The sequence below is a fragment of the Enterobacter cloacae complex sp. IR5459 genome, assembly GCF_049238005.1.
GTDB lineage: Bacteria > Pseudomonadota > Gammaproteobacteria > Enterobacterales > Enterobacteriaceae > Enterobacter > Enterobacter hormaechei_C.
The window spans coordinates 1-19885 of record NZ_JBMKIG010000023.1; the positions used below are offsets into that span (position 1 = coordinate 1).

22 protein-coding genes, 1 pseudogene and 1 other annotated feature are annotated in these 19885 nt (G+C 45.4%); of the genes and pseudogenes, 11 read left to right on the forward strand and 12 right to left on the reverse strand.

Annotated features, from left to right (window positions below):
* Positions 1 to 522: pseudogene (locus ACOTX4_RS24730) on the forward strand (hypothetical protein); the annotation flags it as partial.
* A 166-nt stretch (positions 523 to 688) separates the two neighbouring features.
* Positions 689 to 1216: a hypothetical protein gene (locus ACOTX4_RS24735; RefSeq protein ID WP_001027750.1), complete on the forward strand. Its 528-nt coding sequence runs from the start codon at positions 689 to 691 to the stop codon at positions 1214 to 1216.
* Between the two features lie 50 nt (positions 1217 to 1266).
* Here ACOTX4_RS24735 and ACOTX4_RS24740 read toward each other — a convergent pair whose 3' ends face one another.
* The 5 genes from ACOTX4_RS24740 to ACOTX4_RS24760 all read right to left on the reverse strand — a co-directional run bounded on the left by ACOTX4_RS24740 (position 1267) and on the right by ACOTX4_RS24760 (position 4478).
* A complete protein-coding gene (locus ACOTX4_RS24740; RefSeq protein ID WP_000074418.1) occupies positions 1267 to 1674 on the reverse strand; it encodes a hypothetical protein in 408 nt (135 codons plus the stop codon).
* A 29-nt stretch (positions 1675 to 1703) separates the two neighbouring features.
* Complete coding sequence (locus ACOTX4_RS24745) at positions 1704 to 2165, reverse strand: hypothetical protein (protein WP_000185304.1); 462 nt, start codon at positions 2163 to 2165, stop codon at positions 1704 to 1706.
* A gap of 336 nt (positions 2166 to 2501) precedes the next feature.
* Complete coding sequence (locus tag ACOTX4_RS24750) at positions 2502 to 2699, reverse strand: hypothetical protein (RefSeq protein ID WP_000710701.1); 198 nt, start codon at positions 2697 to 2699, stop codon at positions 2502 to 2504.
* Between the two features lie 694 nt (positions 2700 to 3393).
* Entirely contained in the window at positions 3394 to 3801 is a 408-nt protein-coding gene (locus tag ACOTX4_RS24755; RefSeq protein ID WP_001572392.1) for a hypothetical protein, read from the reverse strand.
* 47 nt (positions 3802 to 3848) lie between these two features.
* Positions 3849 to 4478: a hypothetical protein gene (locus ACOTX4_RS24760; protein WP_001684412.1), complete on the reverse strand. Its 630-nt coding sequence runs from the start codon at positions 4476 to 4478 to the stop codon at positions 3849 to 3851.
* A 108-nt stretch (positions 4479 to 4586) separates the two neighbouring features.
* On the opposite strand from ACOTX4_RS24760, the gene ACOTX4_RS24765 reads away from it, so the two are divergent.
* Positions 4587 to 5800, forward strand: a protein-coding gene (locus tag ACOTX4_RS24765; RefSeq protein WP_171877072.1) for an IS3-like element IS1203 family transposase whose coding sequence is annotated in 2 segments (ribosomal slippage) — positions 4587 to 4875 and positions 4875 to 5800 — 1215 coding nt in all. Because the reading frame shifts where the segments join, the coding sequence is not laid out codon by codon here.
* Positions 4868 to 4984: a sequence feature (AL1L pseudoknot), on the forward strand. It overlaps the preceding gene by 117 nt.
* 260 nt (positions 5801 to 6060) lie before the next feature.
* Here the strand turns inward: ACOTX4_RS24765 and ACOTX4_RS24770 are convergent.
* Positions 6061 to 6576: a thermonuclease family protein gene (locus tag ACOTX4_RS24770; RefSeq protein ID WP_001572389.1), complete on the reverse strand. Its 516-nt coding sequence runs from the start codon at positions 6574 to 6576 to the stop codon at positions 6061 to 6063.
* A gap of 214 nt (positions 6577 to 6790) precedes the next feature.
* Here ACOTX4_RS24770 and ACOTX4_RS24775 point away from each other — a divergent pair, with 214 nt between their 5' ends.
* Genes ACOTX4_RS24775 through ACOTX4_RS24790 form a run of 4 tightly spaced genes read left to right on the forward strand, consistent with a single transcriptional unit; the run spans position 6791 to position 10004 of the window.
* Positions 6791 to 8218: a DNA cytosine methyltransferase gene (locus tag ACOTX4_RS24775; RefSeq protein WP_000833382.1), complete on the forward strand. Its 1428-nt coding sequence runs from the start codon at positions 6791 to 6793 to the stop codon at positions 8216 to 8218.
* A 60-nt stretch (positions 8219 to 8278) separates the two neighbouring features.
* Positions 8279 to 8446, forward strand: coding sequence for a hypothetical protein (locus ACOTX4_RS24780; protein WP_000220758.1), 168 nt, complete (start codon positions 8279 to 8281; stop codon positions 8444 to 8446).
* A 22-nt stretch (positions 8447 to 8468) separates the two neighbouring features.
* Positions 8469 to 9788: a DUF1173 family protein gene (locus tag ACOTX4_RS24785; protein WP_000078513.1), complete on the forward strand. Its 1320-nt coding sequence runs from the start codon at positions 8469 to 8471 to the stop codon at positions 9786 to 9788.
* 12 nt (positions 9789 to 9800) lie between these two features.
* On the forward strand, positions 9801 to 10004 hold the full coding sequence (locus ACOTX4_RS24790; RefSeq protein WP_000121164.1) for a hypothetical protein: 204 nt from the start codon (positions 9801 to 9803) through the stop codon (positions 10002 to 10004).
* Positions 10005 to 10067: 63 nt separating this feature from the next.
* Here the strand turns inward: ACOTX4_RS24790 and ACOTX4_RS24795 are convergent, their stop codons facing one another.
* The 3 genes from ACOTX4_RS24795 to rcnR all read right to left on the reverse strand — a co-directional run bounded on the left by ACOTX4_RS24795 (position 10068) and on the right by rcnR (position 12826).
* Positions 10068 to 11273, reverse strand: coding sequence for a hypothetical protein (locus ACOTX4_RS24795; protein WP_001371952.1), 1206 nt, complete (start codon positions 11271 to 11273; stop codon positions 10068 to 10070).
* Positions 11270 to 12088 (reverse strand): DUF4942 domain-containing protein, encoded by an 819-nt coding sequence (locus tag ACOTX4_RS24800; protein ID WP_000193207.1) that lies wholly within the window; start codon positions 12086 to 12088, stop codon positions 11270 to 11272. The genes ACOTX4_RS24795 and ACOTX4_RS24800 overlap by 4 nt, the downstream gene beginning before the upstream one ends.
* Before the next feature lie 465 nt (positions 12089 to 12553).
* Positions 12554 to 12826, reverse strand: a complete 273-nt coding sequence (gene rcnR, locus ACOTX4_RS24805) for a Ni(II)/Co(II)-binding transcriptional repressor RcnR (protein WP_000019951.1) — start codon at positions 12824 to 12826, stop codon at positions 12554 to 12556.
* 122 nt (positions 12827 to 12948) lie between these two features.
* Here rcnR and ACOTX4_RS24810 point away from each other — a divergent pair, with 122 nt between their 5' ends.
* Positions 12949 to 14064: a nickel/cobalt efflux protein RcnA gene (locus ACOTX4_RS24810; RefSeq protein ID WP_001572377.1), complete on the forward strand. Its 1116-nt coding sequence runs from the start codon at positions 12949 to 12951 to the stop codon at positions 14062 to 14064.
* Positions 14065 to 14321: 257 nt separating this feature from the next.
* On the opposite strand, the gene ACOTX4_RS24815 is transcribed toward ACOTX4_RS24810, so the two are convergent.
* Both ACOTX4_RS24815 and pcoS read right to left on the reverse strand, forming a co-directional pair.
* Positions 14322 to 14756 (reverse strand): hypothetical protein, encoded by a 435-nt coding sequence (locus tag ACOTX4_RS24815; protein ID WP_000723070.1) that lies wholly within the window; start codon positions 14754 to 14756, stop codon positions 14322 to 14324.
* Between the two features lie 217 nt (positions 14757 to 14973).
* On the reverse strand, positions 14974 to 16320 hold the full coding sequence (gene pcoS / locus ACOTX4_RS24820) for a copper resistance membrane spanning protein PcoS (RefSeq protein WP_004248839.1): 1347 nt from the start codon (positions 16318 to 16320) through the stop codon (positions 14974 to 14976).
* A 38-nt stretch (positions 16321 to 16358) separates the two neighbouring features.
* On the opposite strand from pcoS, the gene ACOTX4_RS24825 reads away from it, so the two are divergent.
* The 3 genes from ACOTX4_RS24825 to ACOTX4_RS24835 all read left to right on the forward strand — a co-directional run bounded on the left by ACOTX4_RS24825 (position 16359) and on the right by ACOTX4_RS24835 (position 19688).
* Positions 16359 to 17327 carry an IS5-like element IS903B family transposase gene (locus ACOTX4_RS24825; RefSeq protein WP_072196614.1) on the forward strand — a complete coding sequence of 323 codons (969 nt, stop codon included), beginning with the start codon at positions 16359 to 16361 and terminating at the stop codon, positions 17325 to 17327.
* A gap of 188 nt (positions 17328 to 17515) precedes the next feature.
* Complete coding sequence (locus ACOTX4_RS24830) at positions 17516 to 19135, forward strand: phosphoethanolamine--lipid A transferase MCR-9.1 (protein ID WP_001572373.1); 1620 nt, start codon at positions 17516 to 17518, stop codon at positions 19133 to 19135.
* Between the two features lie 76 nt (positions 19136 to 19211).
* On the forward strand, positions 19212 to 19688 hold the full coding sequence (locus ACOTX4_RS24835) for a WbuC family cupin fold metalloprotein (RefSeq protein ID WP_001572372.1): 477 nt from the start codon (positions 19212 to 19214) through the stop codon (positions 19686 to 19688).
* Here ACOTX4_RS24835 and ACOTX4_RS24840 read toward each other — a convergent pair.
* Positions 19689 to 19885 (reverse strand): hypothetical protein (locus ACOTX4_RS24840; protein WP_176543219.1); only part of this gene is annotated, 197 nt, incomplete at its 5' end.

Consider the following 19885-nt stretch of genomic DNA (forward strand, 5'->3'; position numbering starts at 1 on the left):
GGCAGAGCCGCAGACTGGAAGACGGGAAGTTTCGGCCCTTACGGATGCCCGGAAAACCTTAGCGTACGATTTTTTCCGAATTCTGCGGGCTCCCCTTTAAGATTTTGGCAAGCAGTAGCGTCCTCTGGTTTACCCATGAACATGGTAATACGGGAAAAACCATACCAACTTATGGTCGCTTTGATTGCTTTATATACGGCCATCCCTGTTGTTACAATAGTAATTTTATCTGGTCAGCAATCGCATAAGTTGGAACTAATTGCTGTGCATTTCATTACATTTATCACGATGGTGTTTGTTTTGCGTCGTAAGATGGGGAAACGTTGGCTGGATTTATTTGAAGAAAAATTAGCCATTTATAAACCTAATGATAAACTCGCGCTTAGCGAATTACACGAAAGCATACGTGAGAAAAATGGGCTAGACTTGCAGGATCTACAAGATTGGTACTGGAAAGAGAAGATGACATATGCGTATCACAAAGAACATAAAACAACCATAAGCTATCAAAAATTCAAGTAGCATTTTAAAATGTCAGGGGAGGGCTATTGTGATTTATTAAGTCGGCAAGGTTATTAGGTAGGGGTGTTCAATATGATAAATTCTTCGAGTGTGGTTATTTCAAGAGTTGTTCTGGTCCTTTGAGATAGCTAATTATCATTACAGACTTTATCGAAAGGTATGAATTATGAACATTACCGACAAAGAACTTAGCTCAAATACAGTGAGTCAGTATGGATGGAACTTAGGAGAGTTCAATCACTCAACGCCTTTTACATCTCATTTTATTTATATTACCGACTATCATAAAGATAATACATGGATGATTTCACTTTCGCAGGAGGATTTTAATACGACCAAAATTTCAACATCGTTAAGTCTAGATGCCTGTGTGTCCATGCTCGGAAAGATACTAAAAAAAATGTCTAACAAAATCGGTATCTCACAAACGGAAGAATCTGAATTCGCATTTCTTTTAACAAACTATATTAAACAAACTTTGACTTTTAGAGAATGGCAACGCAATGCTGAAGGAAATCAACGACTGCACTTTCTTATTAATATCTACGGTGCAAAAGAAGACGGTGGCGAAGTGGTTTTAAGACCATTTATTGTAAATCCTGATGAATTAATGCTTACTCCAGCGGATGTCGTTGAATTTAATTCGCAGGTTATCAAAGTTGATCGGCAGCGTCATCCTGAGTGGTTCCGTTAACAGGTCACAAGGGTTAAGAGCCTGAAAGGCTGCGATAGGGTATACGCAGCCTATTCTGTATAGCCGTCGCGTAATAATTGTTCTAAATGACTATCGACCGTTTCCTGATCACCAGGAATATATCGAGGCCATCCTGTTATATCGTTGGCGAGTTTCACTATGTATGGATGAAACCCAAACTGTTCGGAAGTGATGTCAATATAATATTGCACTTCTTCGAAATTCAACTCACACCAATAATGGCCAAAGCCACCACACTCTATAAATATACCGCCATCATCTGCACCGTTACCCCCACGGACAACAGCATCTAGACCTTTAGTTTTTGCTAAATAACACACAAGATAGCTTGCAAAAAGGCAAGTGCCTGCCGTCTTCTCTATGCCGCACTCCGTTAAAATTGAAAGTAGCTTTTCATGCGCCACTCTTGCAATGTCTGATACCAATTCCGGGGACATGTTAGCTCCAGTGAAATTGTTAGATCGACTTAAACAGATAATAACTCAATATTTTCATGAAGTACTTGTGGGTTCTTAAACCAATAGCCGGAACCACACATCCAAGGTTCACCTGGGAAAACAAAACCTTCTTGAATAAGGTATTTGCGGAATAGGGGAGGCAGTACATTTTCAATTTTCAAAATGTAATTTTGTTCATCTGCAATACATTTCAATTCTGCAAGAAGCGCTCTAAAAATGCCTGTGCCGGGCTCTTTAACTGAGATAGTTGAAACAACCATGACCGGATATCCCAGGACCGAACACATGCCTGCTCTTGCCCGGATGTAGAGCTCCTCGAAATGGTGTAAGCCGTGTACATGAGAAGACCTTATGGGTATCTTACCATCTGATGCCTGCGTTATAAGGTCGGCGAAAACCTTTTTGATTTTCAGCAAATCTGCCTGAAAATTTTGATCGTTCAAAGGAAAATCAGATTGAGAATTTGTCATTACATATCTTATGTTTTAAAAACTTAACTTTGATAAAGCAAAGGAATACGCTGATCGTCATGTGATCCAAATTGAGCAATGAATTTTAATTCGGAACAGCTAAAGACAAAGCAGTAGGGTGCAATAATTCAGGATGTCGATACTATAAGAAGAATAGTGGTATGAATGTAGCAATTACCTCAATATGAGGGGGGCAACTGTTGATGCTGTACATACATACAGTATTTAACATAATCTTTGTTATATGTACTTATAAATCAATGACATAAGGTTTAAAGATCGTATGATCTACGCACTAGGTCATGGCTTGTAATGAGTGAAAAAAGGTTCAAGATTTTAGAGAAATGCTCCCAAGATCAACATGGCGGCATAAGTTTTCCAGCTTGACCAATCAATCGTGGAACCAAGCAACAGATAGAATGCCAGGCCTACCAGCCCCAGCTTTACTACTATCCCAATTAATATGGTAAAGATAGACTCATCGCGTTCGCCTTTAAGTAATTTACAACGCGTAATTAGATCGTCTTTTTTCATGTAGAATCCCTTAGAGTTATTAAAGTCCTGCATTAGAAGTTGTTACCTGCCGAAGTTACCTCGTATGAGTTAACTGTGGCTCCAAACATACAAAATATAAGCTGTGCCAATTGAAAGGATTAGAAAAGCACAGTTACTAATAAAATCTACTAATGCTTGTAGCTTCTTTAGTCTCACTATTGCTGGACCGTGTTCAGTAGAGGTACTACTCAGCCCTTTTGTTCTGGCACTCTCTGCTTTTCTGAAAAAATTGTAATGCAATCCTGACCGCAAGCAAAACCATGCCAAACCAGTCGTTATTACGATATTTATGTAGAAAGCATATTGAATCATTTGTTCAGTTTCGAAGCTTTCCATTGAAAACCCTTTGTTGAAATGTTGAATAAAATTATTTTTAGTAAATGTAAGCAATAAATAGAACGAATATTAATAGTGAAAGATGCAATGCCAACATCTGCTTATGATGCCTTATGAGGATTTCTTCCTTCGCATTCATTAAATCGTACATCTCATCAATATTTTTATTGCTGGTATATTCGAGACGTTCATCACGAAGTAATTTGAACTTTACCAATACGACAAGTGATTTAATAATAAAGCTCGTAAGCATAACAGTTATAGACAAAAATAAAAAATAGGCCAAATTCATATATCACTCCATGGAGATTAATAGAAAAATTTATAATAAGTAATCTCATAGAGCATTACTTGAATCTTCTTCCCATACTAAGGACTCACCGAGAAATTTAGTTAAAGATGATTTGGCATACTGTGGTTCGGAAAAAAAACGTGGGAACCAGCCGTCAAAGCTTTGGGTACCATTGTGACGATTTTCAGGCGAGACTGATAAGCGGTACCCGTCTCCGTAAGGTGAAATGCTAAATGTGTATCCATCATCTGTCTTTGAGATCAGCGTTTTGCTTGTCATATGACTAATAGATACCGTTAACTCCTTTGGTGTTTGTATCACCGAAAGAAGAAACAATGCGCTTATGGCTGCAAAAATCCAGCAATATAATGATGCATCCATAAAACCAGCTACAACACTCGATCCCAAAAAAAACCAAAATAAACTTATTAAGATTACTGAGTTTTCATTCATGTCTGTTCCTTGTTATTACTAATTATATTATGCTTTATAGTTGACCGTCAGACTACCCACGGGTTTTGACGAACAAAGTCACGCACTCCATTTATACATGCTTTTGAGATGACTTCAAAATAAGGATGGTTTGATGGAATCATATTCCCGGTATTATCAAGAAGCATAATAGTCCCTAAAGACCGAACCAGTTGATATTCATTGAGCTTACGCTTTAGCAAAGTTTGCAATCTATAAATTGTCTCACCGGAACTGTTACCTTCGATACCTACAACAGAGACCGTACAGTTCACTTCCTGATTATCAGATTGATAATCGAACCAGTAATTTTCGTTGTAATTTCCTTTTTGCGCATGCTCAATTTTGCCAGGCCATTTTACCCATAAAGAAGAGTTGTTTTTAGATCGTAAGATCTGCTTCAGCGTTTCCAATGGATTTTTTTCATCAACCTCAGACCAGGCCGAAATAAATTCTTTCTGCATTGCCTCAGGGTCTATAACGGCAATGAAATCAAATTCCTCTTTATTGATAGAGTTGGCTCGATCTTTGAGATAAAACAGACCGAGTTTATATCCCTTTTCACTTTTCCAGTTTGCTCCCACAGGCTGATAGTCTGTATTTATAAACGGTTTGAAAGTGTGAGTGTCGGGAGAAAAAATTACTGAGGGTGCCAGCACCCGGCCTCGGTGTCGTATTGGATTTACATATATTTTTTCCCCGTCACATAACATTGAACCGCCCCGGAAATCCTGGAGACTAAACTCCCTGAGAAAGAGGTAAACAGGATGACTAAAAATACTCGTTTTTCCCCCGAAGTCCGTCAGCGGGCGATTCGTATGGTTCTGGAAAGTCAGGATGAATATGACTCACAGTGGGCGGCAATTTGTTCCATTGCCCCAAAGATTGGCTGTACGCCGGAGACTCTGCGTGTCTGGGTTCGCCAGCATGAGCGGGATACCGGGGGCGGTGATGGTGGGCTCACCAGCGCTGAACGTCAGCGTCTGAAAGAGCTGGAACGTGAAAATCGTGAACTGCGCCGCAGTAACGATATCCTTCGCCAGGCTTCCGCTTATTTTGCGAAGGCGGAGTTCGACCGCCTCTGGAAAAAATGATGCCACTGCTGGATAAGCTGCGTGAGCAGTACGGGGTCGGACCGGTATGCAGCGAACTGCATATTGCCCCGTCAACGTATTACCATTGTCAGCAACAGCGACATCATCCGGATAAACGCAGTGCCCGTGCGCAGCACGACGACTGGCTGAAGAGAGAGATACAGCGCGTATACGATGAAAATCATCAGGTGTACGGTGTGCGTAAAGTCTGGCGTCAGTTGTTACGGGAAGGAATCAGGGTGGCCAGATGTACAGTGGCACGTCTCATGGCGGTTATGGGACTTGCCGGTGTTCTCCGGGGTAAAAAGGTCCGTACGACCATCAGCCGGAAAGCCGTTGCCGCAGGCGACCGCGTAAACCGTCAGTTCGTGGCAGAACGACCTGACCAGCTGTGGGTGGCTGATTTTACTTACGTCAGCACATGGCAGGGCTTCGTCTATGTGGCGTTTATCATTGATGTGTTTGCCGGATACATCGTGGGGTGGCGGGTCTCATCGTCTATGGAAACGACATTCGTGCTGGATGCGCTGGAGCAGGCGTTGTGGGCCCGTCGTCCGTCTGGCACCATCCATCACAGCGATAAAGGCTCTCAGTATGTGTCACTGGCCTATACGGAGCGACTAAAAGAAGCCGGATTACTGGCATCAACAGGGAGTACAGGCGACTCGTATGACAACGCGATGGCTGAGAGCATCAATGGTCTTTACAAAGCGGAGGTAATACACCGTAAGAGCTGGAAAAACCGTGCAGAAGTGGAACTGGCCACACTAACGTGGGTGGACTGGTATAACAATCGACGATTGCTGGGAAGGCTGGGCCATACTCCTCCGGCAGAAGCAGAAAAAGCTTATTATGCTTCCATCGGAAACGATGATCTGGCAGCCTGAGTTCACAGATAAAACACTCTCCAGGAAACCCGGGGCGGTTCACATTTCAATAATTGCTTTTGTCACAACTACTGAAATAGAAGGTCTACATGTATTTTGATTTATTTCCCCGAGGTGCGCCAAACTTCCATCCTCACTCTTCAACACCTTTGTAAGGCAAGTCGGGCAATACTGTTGATCTCTATAATAAACAGGCATGGTTAGACGACCGGAATCGTTTAGTACCAACTGAAGTAACGGATGAGGCTCTTTCATCATGGTTATTTCTTCTCTTTCACCTTTCTGGGCTTTTCGTTTGCCTGTCTCCACTGCCATGGTGGGACAGGGTTGGTGTCTGCCCATAACCCTTTTGCCTCCTTTTGTGCTGCGGATTCATATTTGATATAGCCAGGGACAATGGCGTTATCTTCGAACCGATAAACCCACGCATATCCACTGTCCACCATAGAGGCATTGATATCATATCCATCTAACCAGATGGTACCTAACATACGGCCATAGATATCCGTACCATGGTCTATCACGGTAACGATTTTAGTTGCTATAGCTGTGGTTAAGGCCTGTTTTGCTTTTTGGCCAAAAGCCTGTTTAGATTCAGGAGCGTCTATACCATACATCCGTATTTTGATGGTTGTGTTTTGAGCATCCAACGCAGTTATGGTGTCACCGTCAACAATCTTAACCACCTTTGCCTCAAAAGTTGTTGAGTTCCCCCAGGACGCCACTGGGAATACAACAATCATGATGGGCAAAAGTAACTTTGTTAAAAAAAACATCATTTCACCTTGATTTGTTGAGTACAGACATGTATCCACAAGCCTATTTACAGGCAGTATTTTAACAAGTCATTATTTCATGGGCGGGCTTAAAACCAATCTTTTTGCAACTTAAAGGCAGAATAATCACAATAAATTTAGAACCTGAACCAAAAAATAATCCAAATTAAGCGTGTTAATCTATCTCAAAGATATTATTCCTGAGAGAGTTTGGATGAAACGTTACACTCATGATCTTGAGACAGACCTGAATGATGTGGATAAAACACCATCTCTGATCCACAAAACTTTGTTAACAGCTTCGACCATTTATGACCTGAAATATCTGGCTCAGGTATTAAATGATGAAAATGGCAGTAATTGGTCCCGTGCATCCCTTAAACGTCAGGTTACATGCATACCTGAGCATTGTGAGCTGAGTATCGCAGATGGACGCTATCTACAGACTTTAATACCTTCACGACCTGCTGATTATGAGGACAGGCACTTTAGCTTTATCGATCTGTTTGCAGGGATAGGTGGACTGCGAAGCGGATTTGATGCCATCGGTGGTAAATGTCTTTTCACGAGCGAATGGAATACTTATTCCAGCCGTACTTACCGGGCGAACTGGTATTGCGATGAGAACGAGCACCGCTTCAATTCAGACATCCGTGACATCACTCTTAGCAACCGGCCCGAGGTTACTGATGACGAGGCATACAAATTTATCGATGCCTCTATCCCGGATCATGATGTTCTTCTTGCGGGATTTCCATGCCAGCCATTCAGCATCGCCGGTGTCAGTAAAAAGAACTCTATGGGTCGCAAACACGGTTTCGAGTGCGACACTCAGGGTACGCTCTTCTTTGATGTGGCCAGGATCATCCGGGCAAAACAACCTGCAATTTTTGTTCTGGAAAACGTAAAAAATCTGAAGAGTCACGATAAGGGTAATACCTTTAACATCATCATGAAAACGCTCGATGAGCTTGGCTACGACGTCGCAAACAGCGAAAGCACGGGCGCGGATGATCCTAAAGTCATCGATGGCCGTCATTTCCGACCCCAGCACCGTGAACGTATCGTCCTTATTGGTTTTCGCCGCGACCTACGTCTGAAAGACGGTTTTACTCTGAGAGACATTAAAGACTTTTATCCGGACAAGCGCCCTTCTCTCTCAGATTTACTGGATCCGAGCGTAGATAGTAAATACATCCTCTCCCCTAAACTCTGGGAGTACTTATACAACTATGCAAAGAAACATGCGGCAAAAGGCAATGGTTTTGGTTTTGGACTAGTAGATCCTTCCAATGTTAATAGTGTCACCAGAACCCTCTCAAGCCGCTATATGAAAGACGGATCTGAAATTCTTATTGATCGGGGCTGGTCTCATGAGCTGGGAGAAACTGATTTCCATAACACATACAACATGGACCGTCGGCCACGCATGCTAACGCCACGTGAATGCAGCAGGCTAATGGGCTTCGATAAACCCGGGGAAAGTGTTTTCCGTATCCCTGTGTCCAATACACAGGCTTACAGACAGTTTGGGAACTCCGTGGTCGTTGATGTCTTTGCGGCCGTCGCCAAACTGCTGAAGTCTCGAATTGAATTTGCAGCCTCCCAGCGCTTGCGGCAGTTTTACGACGAAGTCAGCTGACCTGAGCTCCTTCATCAATTTAAATGCTTAAGATTGTTGTAATAATGTCAGAGGTCAACCATGACGTATTTCGAATCAGCTGAAGGTGAGACGGTATCTAAAGAACGAGCATTACAAGAACTGTCCAGGCATTGCGTTCCCGAAACAGATTTCGAAGAATTCTTTAGCGACATGGGCGTAAAGGAACAGTATGACGCTCAGGAAGTGTTGCTTTGGTTGGGATATTAAACTTCCTGTTTAGGAGACTACTATGAGCCAAAAATTCGCAGTGATGATTGCTTACGACGACGATCCAAACGTCAAAAGGTACTCACCTGACTTTCAAACGCAGGATGAGTTTGCTAAAGGGTGGCAGTCGGCTCTTAAAAAGGCACACCACACCTCAGGTCAAAAATCAGTCATCACCTGCGGATGTCGTGGAAAAGGAGAAAAGCGACTTTATGTTCGTGCTTTACCGAACGGTGATGCCTTTATTCTCGTCAAAGCCGCTAACACGGGCATTGAGCATGATCCTTCCTGTGTATTCTTCTCCCTTGATGCCCGGCATACCGGCCTGAAAGGATATGCGAGTGGTGTGGTCCGGATTACAACCGAAGGTGATATGGCTGTAAGGCTCGGTATCGGTATGACAGAGAAAGATCCTCCTGAAAAATCAGAAGTGCCTCCCCTGCCCCATGTTCAGCGACCAGAAGGAGGTCAGGCCTCAATGACCCTCCTGGGCTTGCTTAGTCTTTTGTGGACAGAGTCTGGTCTGAATGTCTGGTACCCGAAAATGGCAGGGAAACGTAACGATTCACTGGTACGGTATCGTCTGCTTGAAACCGCTAAACAAATTCGTACCGGCAGAGCCTGCATAGGTGACCATTTATTCATTGGTGTACCTGACCCGAAACAACCTGTCGCTCAGTCGCAAATTCAGCGTCTTTCATCACAGGCGATGAGTGATAAACGTCTCATGCTCCTGTCAGTTTTACCTCGCTACGATGCTGAAAAGCATGAGAAGCCACTTAAATTTTTACCCCTGCGGAATTTTGGGGGGCTACCGCTGATTTTTTTCAATTCAGAAGGCCATTGGGATAGCGTAAAGAAACGATTTTCATCGGAGTACGCAGCATGGAAATCCGGGGCGAAAATAGTTGTCTTTGCGTTGACGTCACCAGCTGCGGTAACCGGCAGAGGCCCTTCTGTAAGAGCTCATCAAATTGTGCTGATGCACGTTAGCGAGAACTGGATACCTCTGGACTCCTCCTATGAGGCGGTTGTTGCAGAAAAGCTGGATGCAGAGCACCGGCAGTACGTTAAGCCCATGCGTTATGATGCGAGTATTAGTGAGGTGTTCCCTGACTTCTACCTGCTCGACACAAAAAGCGATAAGCCGTTCCCGATGGAAGTATTTGGTATGGCCACTCCTGCTTATCTGGCCCGAAAGCAACTCAAAAAAGATTATTACAACCGTGAATATGGGCCTTATGGATGGTGGCACTGGGATGCGACCACAGCATCTGAAACTATGGTGCTGCCTCATTTTCCAGAATCACGTAAACCTCTTTCAACTGGCACACCTGCTTAAAATGGAGAAAAAATGTCATACATGCTTTCACTAAGCGAACAGACAAAACTGAACGCTTTCCTGTCAGGGATCCTTGATGATTACAAGACTGGGGTTATCACTCAGATACAAGCTGTTGGTAAAATCGGTAACGTGTTTTCTGCACTGGAAAGTGGAGACTCAAAAAAGGTAGTGCATTTGTTGACTGAAGGACGAAAACTCCTGCGGACGGGCTGAATGTCCGCAGAAGGTCTACTGTGCCAGGGGATGCAGAGAAGTCTATCAACCTGGCTTCATTTATCATGATGTTTTTCTACTACGCGGCTGTTTTGACTTTCCAGTACCTCCCCCTGCCATTGCACCAGTCAATGTATCAATGGTGCCTTTCAGGGATTCTGAGATTGTTTTCTCTGCCTCCAGGGTAGCTTCCAGCTTCATTACTTTGGACTGGAGCGTTTTTAATTCACTGCTTTGTTCAGCCACTTCCGCTTCATAGCCCTGGCTGACCAAAGTTACTTTTTTCAGGTCGGCGCTCAGCGACTCGTTTAGTTTATGGAGTTCAGTAAGCTCGGCATTCACCGCCACCAGGTCACCCTCCTTCCCGGACAGTGCACTTTTCAGCTCAGCACAGAGGTTCTGTGCAGCAATCAATTCCTGTTCAAACCTGTCCCTCTCTGCCTTTGTATCTGACACAGTCTGACTTAACTGGTCGCATTGTCTGGAAAGACCGGCATTATCAGAACGCTGAGTGTTGATCTCTTCGTTCAGCTTTTTTTGATATTCAAGGTGACCAGCGATCTCTGTTTTACGTTCAGCCAGTTGCTGGGAGAGTGAGTCATTTGACTGCTGTGCGAGGCTTAATTCATGCCGTGTGCTATCTAACTGGTGATGGCAGGTTTCGAGTTCTGCTTCGGCAACATTCAGCCTTGTTTCTAACTCCTTGACGGTACTGTCCCGGATCTCTAATCGACCCTGTAGCGCCTGATTCTCAAGTTTCAGCTCATCCATATCGGTAGCGCTTTGCTCAAGCCGCTGTAAAAGCTGCGTTACCTCCTCCTCCAGCTGCATGCTACGTGCTTCAGCTTTTTTAACACTATCACTCTGTATTGCGGTATAGCTTCTACGGTAGTGCCAGGTGATGTACGAGATAATATCGCCGAGTGCAACCTTCACCTCATCGGGTATATCCAGGTAACGGGCCTCTTCAGGAACCTCTTTAACATACTTCTGGTACTCAGCGAACATCTCCTGTGACCTTGCAAACGAGCCGCCAACAGCGTTTCTGAGCCAGTGAACTTTGAAGCTCAGATCGATATTTTCCGGGTTAATTTTTTTCTCTTCGCACAGACGTTCGATTGCATTGAAGTAATCGATCATCGCAATAGATGAGTACCTTGAACGACCCATTTCCTTTGATTTTTCTGTGGATTCGCTGCGGATGTCATTCTGCACCTCTGGCGAGGTAGCATCGTTCAGGCTTTTTTCTTTATCGTTTTCGATCATCATTTTTTTCCTGCGGCCGGAAGCTGGTTTGCAAAATATATGCTGATAAGATCGTTCAGAGCATTCAGAAGCGAGATACTGTCGATACAAATATGAACGTTTCCATTCTCAAACAGGCGACACCGCCAGCCATTCTCATCGCAGACCTCGCCTGTGAAATCTGTATTTCTCATGGCCGTCAGCCTGTCGACCATACTCAGCCCACCGCCGGTTGCAGGTGTTGGAGTATCAGAACAGATGCATACAATATTCTCAAAGTCGCGTAAACAAAAGTGATTGTCCTGCGAGAAACCGTTGTACCTCAGTACGTTCACACCAGGAAAAATCCCCCGAAGAACAAGCTTTTTCGGCATTGTATATTGCCGTGCATTGCTTTTAAAACTTCGGTCAAGCTTGTTGAGAACATCAACGAAACCTTCTGCAAGCGTGTCTCGTCTGTTAGCCAGTGCATGCTGTAATGTTCCCTTAACAATCTCCAGGGAAGCGACGGGCGGATCCGTACGTAGGGATTCGTTAAAGGCTTCTTTTTGCTTATGGTTCCAGTACCGGTCCATACCTATTTCTTCAAAGAGCCTTTTCCACGTTTTACGGTCAATTTCCTTACGCCCCTCCTCGATGGTGCGATCCAGTGACGACGGAAGACCAAATGCGTTGGGCTGCATAATTCTGCTGGTGAAGAGAGAGAGACCGCACAGTTCCGACGCTTCCGAGATTAACCGCATCCCTTCTTCGAATTTCTGCATGGCCATATCCCGGGCGCTGATGAGCTGCCCTGTCCGGCTCGCCGGTACTGGCTCAGAACCCTGGTTTTGAGTCATTTTACACTCCATTTTGGTATGTCAGAACATTTTGATTTGAGCAAAGGTAGGTGTACACAGACATTAAAGTTGTCTCCTTTAACATGAAAAAGACTTTAAAGTTGTCTACTTCTTCAGATAGACCTACTTAACAGGATACTAAGTAGGTCATCTCCTTTCTCGCGTAGCATCTCTCGACGTTCACAGCAGAGGACACGTTTCAAAATGTCATCCAAAATTTTTTTCCATTATCTGACGTTGGGTGATTTTGATGGTCAGCGAGTAGAGGCTTTAACAATGTGGGTTGCCCTGAGCAAAGTAAGGGAAGTAGATGTACCAGAAATGTACGCGTTGCCTTGCATGAAGGGGGGCATCTTAAAGCTCATTGATTAAACAAACTCACTATGCCGCTACAAACAGCCCAAAACCGTCACTTGATAACGTGTTATTTAGATAAATTAATGCTCAGGGCTTTTAGCCAAACTGTCACTTGATGTAAGAATCCAGAACCTTCAGCACAACGTCCAGGTCTTCTTCTCGTTTCTGTTCTTCACTTTCATGAACAATATGTTCAGTCAAATGTCCTTTAATCACTTCACGCAATAAACCATTCACGGCACCACGTATGGCGGCTATTTGTTGCAGTACAGCGGCACATTCGTGAGGTTCATCAAGCATTTTTTTCAGCGCAGCAACCTGCCCCTGGATCTTGCTTGTACGTGCTTTCAGTTTTTGTTTATCGCGGATGGTATGTGACATGTGGGCTCTCACTCTCCTGGATATTTTATGTAACTATACCAGCGTTATTCTACTGGGGGGTAGTATATTTTACTGGGGGGGAGTAGAATCCGGCCTACACTTAATAACCAAGAATGATTCTCATGAACGAATTTACGACACTTCTTCAGCAAGGCAACGCATGGTTTTTCATCCCCAGCGCCATTCTGCTTGGCGCGCTTCATGGACTGGAGCCCGGGCACTCCAAAACAATGATGGCAGCATTCATCATTGCTATAAAAGGCACCGTACGTCAGGCCGTGATGCTGGGTGTCGCGGCAACATTGTCGCACACTGCAGTCGTATGGCTGATTGCTTTTGGAGGGATGTATATCAGTAATAAATTTACCGCAGAATCAGCCGAACCCTGGCTACAGATGGTCTCTTCAGTGATCATCCTTGGTACGGCTTTTTGGATGTTCTGGCGAACCTGGAGCGGTGAGAAAAACTGGCTGGAGGGAATGCAGGAGAATGAACATCATCACCATGACGAAACAAGGTTGATCGATACTGGCCATGGAAAAGTTGAACTGTCCATTTTTGAAGAAGGACAACTTCCCCACTGGCGGCTACGCACTCTTAGTGGCCAAAGATGGGCTTCTGAAGATATCTCATTAACCACACTTCGGGAAAACAGTACGATCTCTCAGACTTTTGAATTTGTTGATCATGGTGATTATCTGGAGTCAACATCTCCCATCCCTGAGCCTCACAGTTTCAACGTACGTCTGTCTCTGGGACATCGTGGTCATGTCCATGACTATGATGTGGCGTTCGCTGAACACGACCATGACCATGACCACTCTGAGCTTGATGGGCTGGATGTGAATTCGAAAGAGTATCAGGACGCTCACGAACTGGCTCATGCCAATGACATAAAACGCCGCTTCGACGGGAAAGAAGTAACCAACGGGCAAATCCTGATATTTGGACTGACAGGAGGGCTTATCCCTTGCCCGGCAGCTATAACTGTATTGTTGATCTGCCTTCAGCTTAAAGCGCTTACGCTGGGTGCCACACTGGTTGTTTGTTTCAGTATCGGCCTGGCATTGACCCTCGTAACGGTTGGAGTGGGTGCGGCGATCAGCGTTCGTCAGGTCGCCAAACGCTGGAGTGGCTTCAATACCATCGCCAGAAGAGCCCCCTATATTTCAAGCGCCCTGATTGCTGCTGTTGGGATTTACATGGGTATACATGGCTGGAATGGGCTGGTGCATTAACACCGGTACTGATGACACACACTCTGGGTACTTACAAAGTACATCCTAAGCGCCACCGTTGAGGTTATGAGCAGAAAAACCCGGAATATAAAGCTGCTCTTTCCGGGACTTGTTGCTGAGGCAGGGATTAAGTAACTGATTAAATCCATTCCCATAAGACTCAATGATAAATGAAAGAATAAAAAAAACGCTCCCGGACGGGAGCGTAAGCCAGTGACTTCGGCGTCAAATGAGGGTCTAACAAGTGGAGCTGCGGGTTAATTCTGGGTGATCTGGCTGCGATGCTTTTCAGCCTGCTGCTGATGAATAACGGAAGACTGACCATTATTCGCCTTCTCGTGCACAACAGCGGCTTTTTCATGCTCGTTCATTTCTGAAAATGACGTTGCTGATTCGTTGGTGGCCCCTGGTTTGCCTTTCATCATTTTTTTATGCATCTCCGCCATGTCCTGGTGGGCAGAAGCGTTGCCGTTTTGCATCATTTCATGGGACATTGCAGCCTGATCGTGTCCGCTCATATCCATCATTGTCATACTGTCTCCCTGAACAGCGCTTTTTTCAGAGGTTGACTGCATCTGATGGGCGGGTGCCTGGGCATTATTTACCTGGTCATGCATGTTCATTGTCTCTGCAGCCATGGCGGATGAAGCGACAGCCATAATGGCAACAAATGATACAAGGATCTTTTTCATGGTTGGGTCTCCGGTGTTTTCATACCCAAACAATCAACGGCTTATAACAGAGAAAGCATTTGATCTCAGGGCGGGTTATTCATCACTCCAGGAACCAGGCGATTGCGTTATCACTCTGCTCCTGATTTATGTATGATTATAAAAAACCGCCTCTGTTTATCGCGTGACTGAATGATGACAATTTTGTCACCTTCCAGGTTTCTCCTGAAGAACGGGATTAATCCATTAACAGGCGCACACTGAACACAATTTCCCGCCCCTGCTGTTCTGCTGACAGCTCGCCGCCATGAGCATGAATGATCGACCTTGTAATTGATAATCCCAGCCCCGCGCCTTCCGTGTTGTGGACCCTTGATGAATCAGCTCGATAGAACCGATCAAACAAACGTTCCAGATTAGCGGGAACCTGGCCGGACATCGTATTCGTAATCATCACGTTCACACAGTCACTGTCACGCTCAAGGTGTATCGCTGTACAGGTGTTATCGGGAGAATACTTGATTGCATTGGAAAGCAGGTTACTGAAAGCACGTCGCAGCATATCGCTGTCTCCGGCAACAACGCCCTCTCCTTCAACGGTGATTGTCTTTCCTGTTTCGTCTGCCAGAGGCTCGAACAGCTCACGTAATTCATTCAGTTCGGCGGCCAGATCCACATCATGTTTATCCAGCTGCAGCAGACCATGCTCTGAACGTGCCAGAAAAAGCATATCACTGGTCATTCGTGACAACCTTTTCAGTTCTTCCAGGTAAGCGAATAAGATTTCGCGGTAATGCGAAACATCCCTTTCCTTAGCCAGTGCAAACTGCGTCTGCATCATCAGATTACTGACCGCTGTGCGCAGCTCATGCGCGATGTCAGACGAGAAATCTGACAGTTTCCGGAATGACCCCTCCAGGCGATCGAACATGTTATTGAACTCCTGCATGGTCTCAGAAATTTCCGGCGGAGCCAAATCGGGATTAAGACGCTGATCCAGGCTGTGTACGGTCATGGAGGAAGCCAGACTGGTCATTTCCCGTAGCGGTTTCAGACCAATACGTGTGGTCAGCCAGCCCAGAAAAACAGAAATAAAGACCAGACCGATATTGAACCAGAACAGCCAGGTACTGAGCTTATCCATAAACAGGGTGTGATACCCAGTATCCGTGGCAACCGTAATGATGACATGTTTGCTTTTACCCTGTTCCGGCGTCACGGCAACCCGCCGCGAGATACTGCGGTACACGGTGTTATTTTCTTCCGTCTGGATCATATAGTCGAGAATATCACCCGACTTATTAAGCAGGACCGCTGGAACAACAGAATTTTTGGCATAGAGTTCAACAATTTTTTCATTTTCCATGTTTTTTATAGAAATGAATAAACCATTGTGCCCTACCATCGCATCGTTTATTTTTTCTGATAATGACTTAATATCCGTTTTGTTCCGGAACGTCTCTGTTTTAAGAAACTCTTCGGTGAGCTGAAGTTTACCTGTCAGAAAATCGCGGTCCTGATTATCGAAATAGCCATTAAGGGTGCTAATCAGGATAAAACTTGATAACCACCATACCGTAAGCATCACCGCGGCTTTGTTGAATAAATCGAACTTTTGCTGAGTTGAAGGATCAGATCACGCATCTTCCCGACAACGCAGACCGTTCCGTGGCAAAGCAAAAGTTCAAAATCACCAACTGGCCCACCTACAATAAAGCCCTCATCAACCGTGGCTCCATAACTTTCTGGCTGGATGATGAAGCTATTCAGGCCTGGTATGAGTCGGCAGCGCCTTCTTCACGAGGCAGACCTCAGCGCTATTCTGACCTTGCCATCACGACTGTGCTGGTCATTAAACGCGTATTCAGGCTGACCCTGCGCGCTGCGCAGGGCTTTATTGATTCCATTTTTTCTCTGATGAACGTTCCGCTACGCTGCCCGGATTACAGCTGTGTCAGCAGGCGGGCAAAGTCGGTTAATGTCAGTTTCAAAACGCCCACCCGGGGTGAAATCGCACACCTGGTAATTGATTCCACCGGGCTGAAGGTCTTCGGTGAAGGCGAGTGGAAAGTCAAAAAGCATGGCCAGGAACGCCGCCGTATCTGGCGTAAGCTGCATCTCGCCGTTGACAGTAAAACACATGAAATCATCTGCGCTGACCTGTCGCTGAACAACGTTACGGACTCAGAGGCCTTCCCCGGGTTAATCCGGCAAACCCACCGGAAAATCAGGTCAGCCGCCGCCGATGGCGCTTACGATACCCGGCTATGTCACGATGAACTGCGGCATAAGAAAATCAGCGCGCTTATCCCTCCCCGAAAAGGTGCGGGTTACTGGCCCGGTGAATATGCAGACCGTAACCGTGCAGTGGCTAATCAGCGAATGACCGGGAGTAATGCGCGGTGGAAATGGACAACAGATTACAACCGTCGCTCGATAGCGGAAACGGCGATGTACCGGGTAAAACAGCTGTTCGGGGGTTCACTGACGCTGCGTGACTACGATGGTCAGGTTGCGGAGGCTATGGCCCTGGTACGAGCGCTGAACAAAATGACGAAAGCAGGTATGCCTGAAAGCGTGCGTATTGCCTGAAAACACAACCCGCTACGGGGGAGACTTACCCGAAATCTGATTTATTCAACAAAGCCTCGTTAAGGTTAACCTAAGATTTCAGAATGATAATCTCTGCTTTGCAGCGAATAAGGCAATCATAATATTAGATTGAATTGTTGTAATTATCATCAATGTTTTTACTGGTTTACTATTTTCCGGAGGTGTTAATGCCTGTACTTTTCAGGGTGAAAGTTATTCCGCTGGTTTTACTTCTGGCAATGATCTTTGCGTTTTTACTTAACTGGCCAATATTGCTGCATTTTTACGAGATTTTGTCGCATTTAGAGCATGTCAAAATTGGTTTTGTCATTTCTATTCCCTTTGTTCTGGTTGCGGCGCTTAACGTTGTTTTTATGCCTTTCTCAGTTCGTTTTCTGCTGAAACCTTTCTTTGCTTTACTGTTTATCACTGGCTCACTGGTCAGTTATTCGACACTAAAATATAAAGTAATGTTTGATCAAACGATGATTCAAAACATTATTGAAACTAACCCCCAGGAAGCGCATTCCTATCTTAATGGCTCAATTATTATATGGTTCGTCTTTACCGGTATCCTTCCTGCCATCCTCCTTTTTTCAATAAAAATTCAATATCCTGAAAAATGGTATAAAGGCATTGCTTACCGTTTGCTCTCCGTGCTGGCATCGTTGAGTTTGATTGCAGGTGTTGCCGCACTTTATTATCAGGATTATGCCTCTGTCGGCCGCAATAACTCGACATTGAATAAAGAGATCATCCCGGCGAACTACGCTTACAGCACTTTCCAGTATGTTAAGGATACGTACTTTACGACTAAAGTGCCTTTCCAGACGCTGGGGAATGATGCTAAACGCGTCGTCGCTCACGAAAAACCCACGCTGATGTTCCTGGTGATTGGCGAAACGGCACGCAGCCAGAATTTCTCGATGAACGGTTATTCGCGTGATACCAATGCCTTTACCAGCAAATCCGGCGGCGTTATTTCGTTTAAAAATATGCATTCCTGCGGTACCGCTACCGCAATATCCGTTCCGTGCATGTTCTCGAATATGAATCGCACCGAGTACGACAGTAAAAAAGCATCTAACAGTGAAAATTTCCTCGACATCGTGCAGAAAACCGGTGTCTCGCTGTTATGGAAAGAGAACGATGGCGGTTGTAAAGGCGTATGTAGCCGCATCCCGACTGTCGAAATTAAGCCTAGTGATAACCCGAAACTGTGCGATGGCAAAACGTGCCATGACGAGGTGATGCTGGAAAACCTTGATGATGAAATCGCCAAAATGCCAGGTGATAAGCTTGTCGCCTTCCATATCATTGGCAGCCATGGACCGACTTATTACCTGCGTTATCCGGCTGAGCATCGCCACTTCATGCCCGAATGTGCACGTAGCGATATCGAAAACTGTACTCAGGAACAATTGGTCAACACCTACGACAACACCCTTCGTTATACAGACTATGTATTAGCTGAGATGATTGAAAAGCTAAAAAATTACAGCGATCAGTACAACACCGTGCTGCTTTATGTGTCCGATCATGGTGAATCATTGGGCGAAAGCGGGCTATATCTGCACGGCACGCCGTACAAACTGGCACCGGATCAGCAGACGCATATTCCGATGCAGGTCTGGATGTCACCGGGCTTTATCGCCGGGAAACACATCAACATGTCTTGCCTTGAAAATAATGCGGCGAAAAAATCATATTCCCACGACAACCTGTTCTCATCGATTTTGGGGCTGTGGGACGTAAGCACCAGCGTCTATAATCCTGACCGCGATTTGTTCCGCGAATGCCGTGGCTAATCGATTGTTAGTATAACAAAAAGCCTTACGGCAACCTGGTTGCCGTAAGCTGCAAGAATGCAATAAGGCTTATAATATGAAACAACTTACTTTCAACGACCTACGCAAGCAAAGCGCACAAGCCGCAAATTCCCCCCGCTTACGTGCCCATCATAATTTCCACCCTGAATTGAGCGACCCGGTGCAGCGTCTGGCTATTGCTATGGAACCGGGAACTTATGTTCGCCCTCATCGCCACCCGCATACTTTTGAACTGCTGACATCCCTTACCGGTCGCTTTTTGGTATTGAACTTTGATGACCTGGGTAACCTGACCCAGCGCGTCGTGTTAGGTGAGGACTGTAAAGTGCTGGAGATGGATGCAGGCACCTGGCATACCGTATTGTCACTGGATGAAGGCGGCGTTATTTTTGAGGTAAAACACGGTAGGTACCAGCCTGTTGCTGATCAAGATGCCGCCCCATGGGCCCCCGCCGAAAACGAGCCGGGAACTGCAGAGCTGATGAAATGGTACACACAGGCGCAAGTAGGTGATGGCGGATATCCGCGGTAATTAATGCGTTGCACGGAGTGCCATTCTCTCCTTCGCGCCAACTTCAAAGGCTAAGACGCTTCCTCCCAAATCACCTACTCGTAAACCTGTGGCAAGAGTAGAGGCACTGTTGCAAATAGTCGGTGGTGATAAACTTATCATCCCCTTTTGCTGATGGAGCTGCACATGAACCCATTCAAAGGCCGGCATTTTCAGCG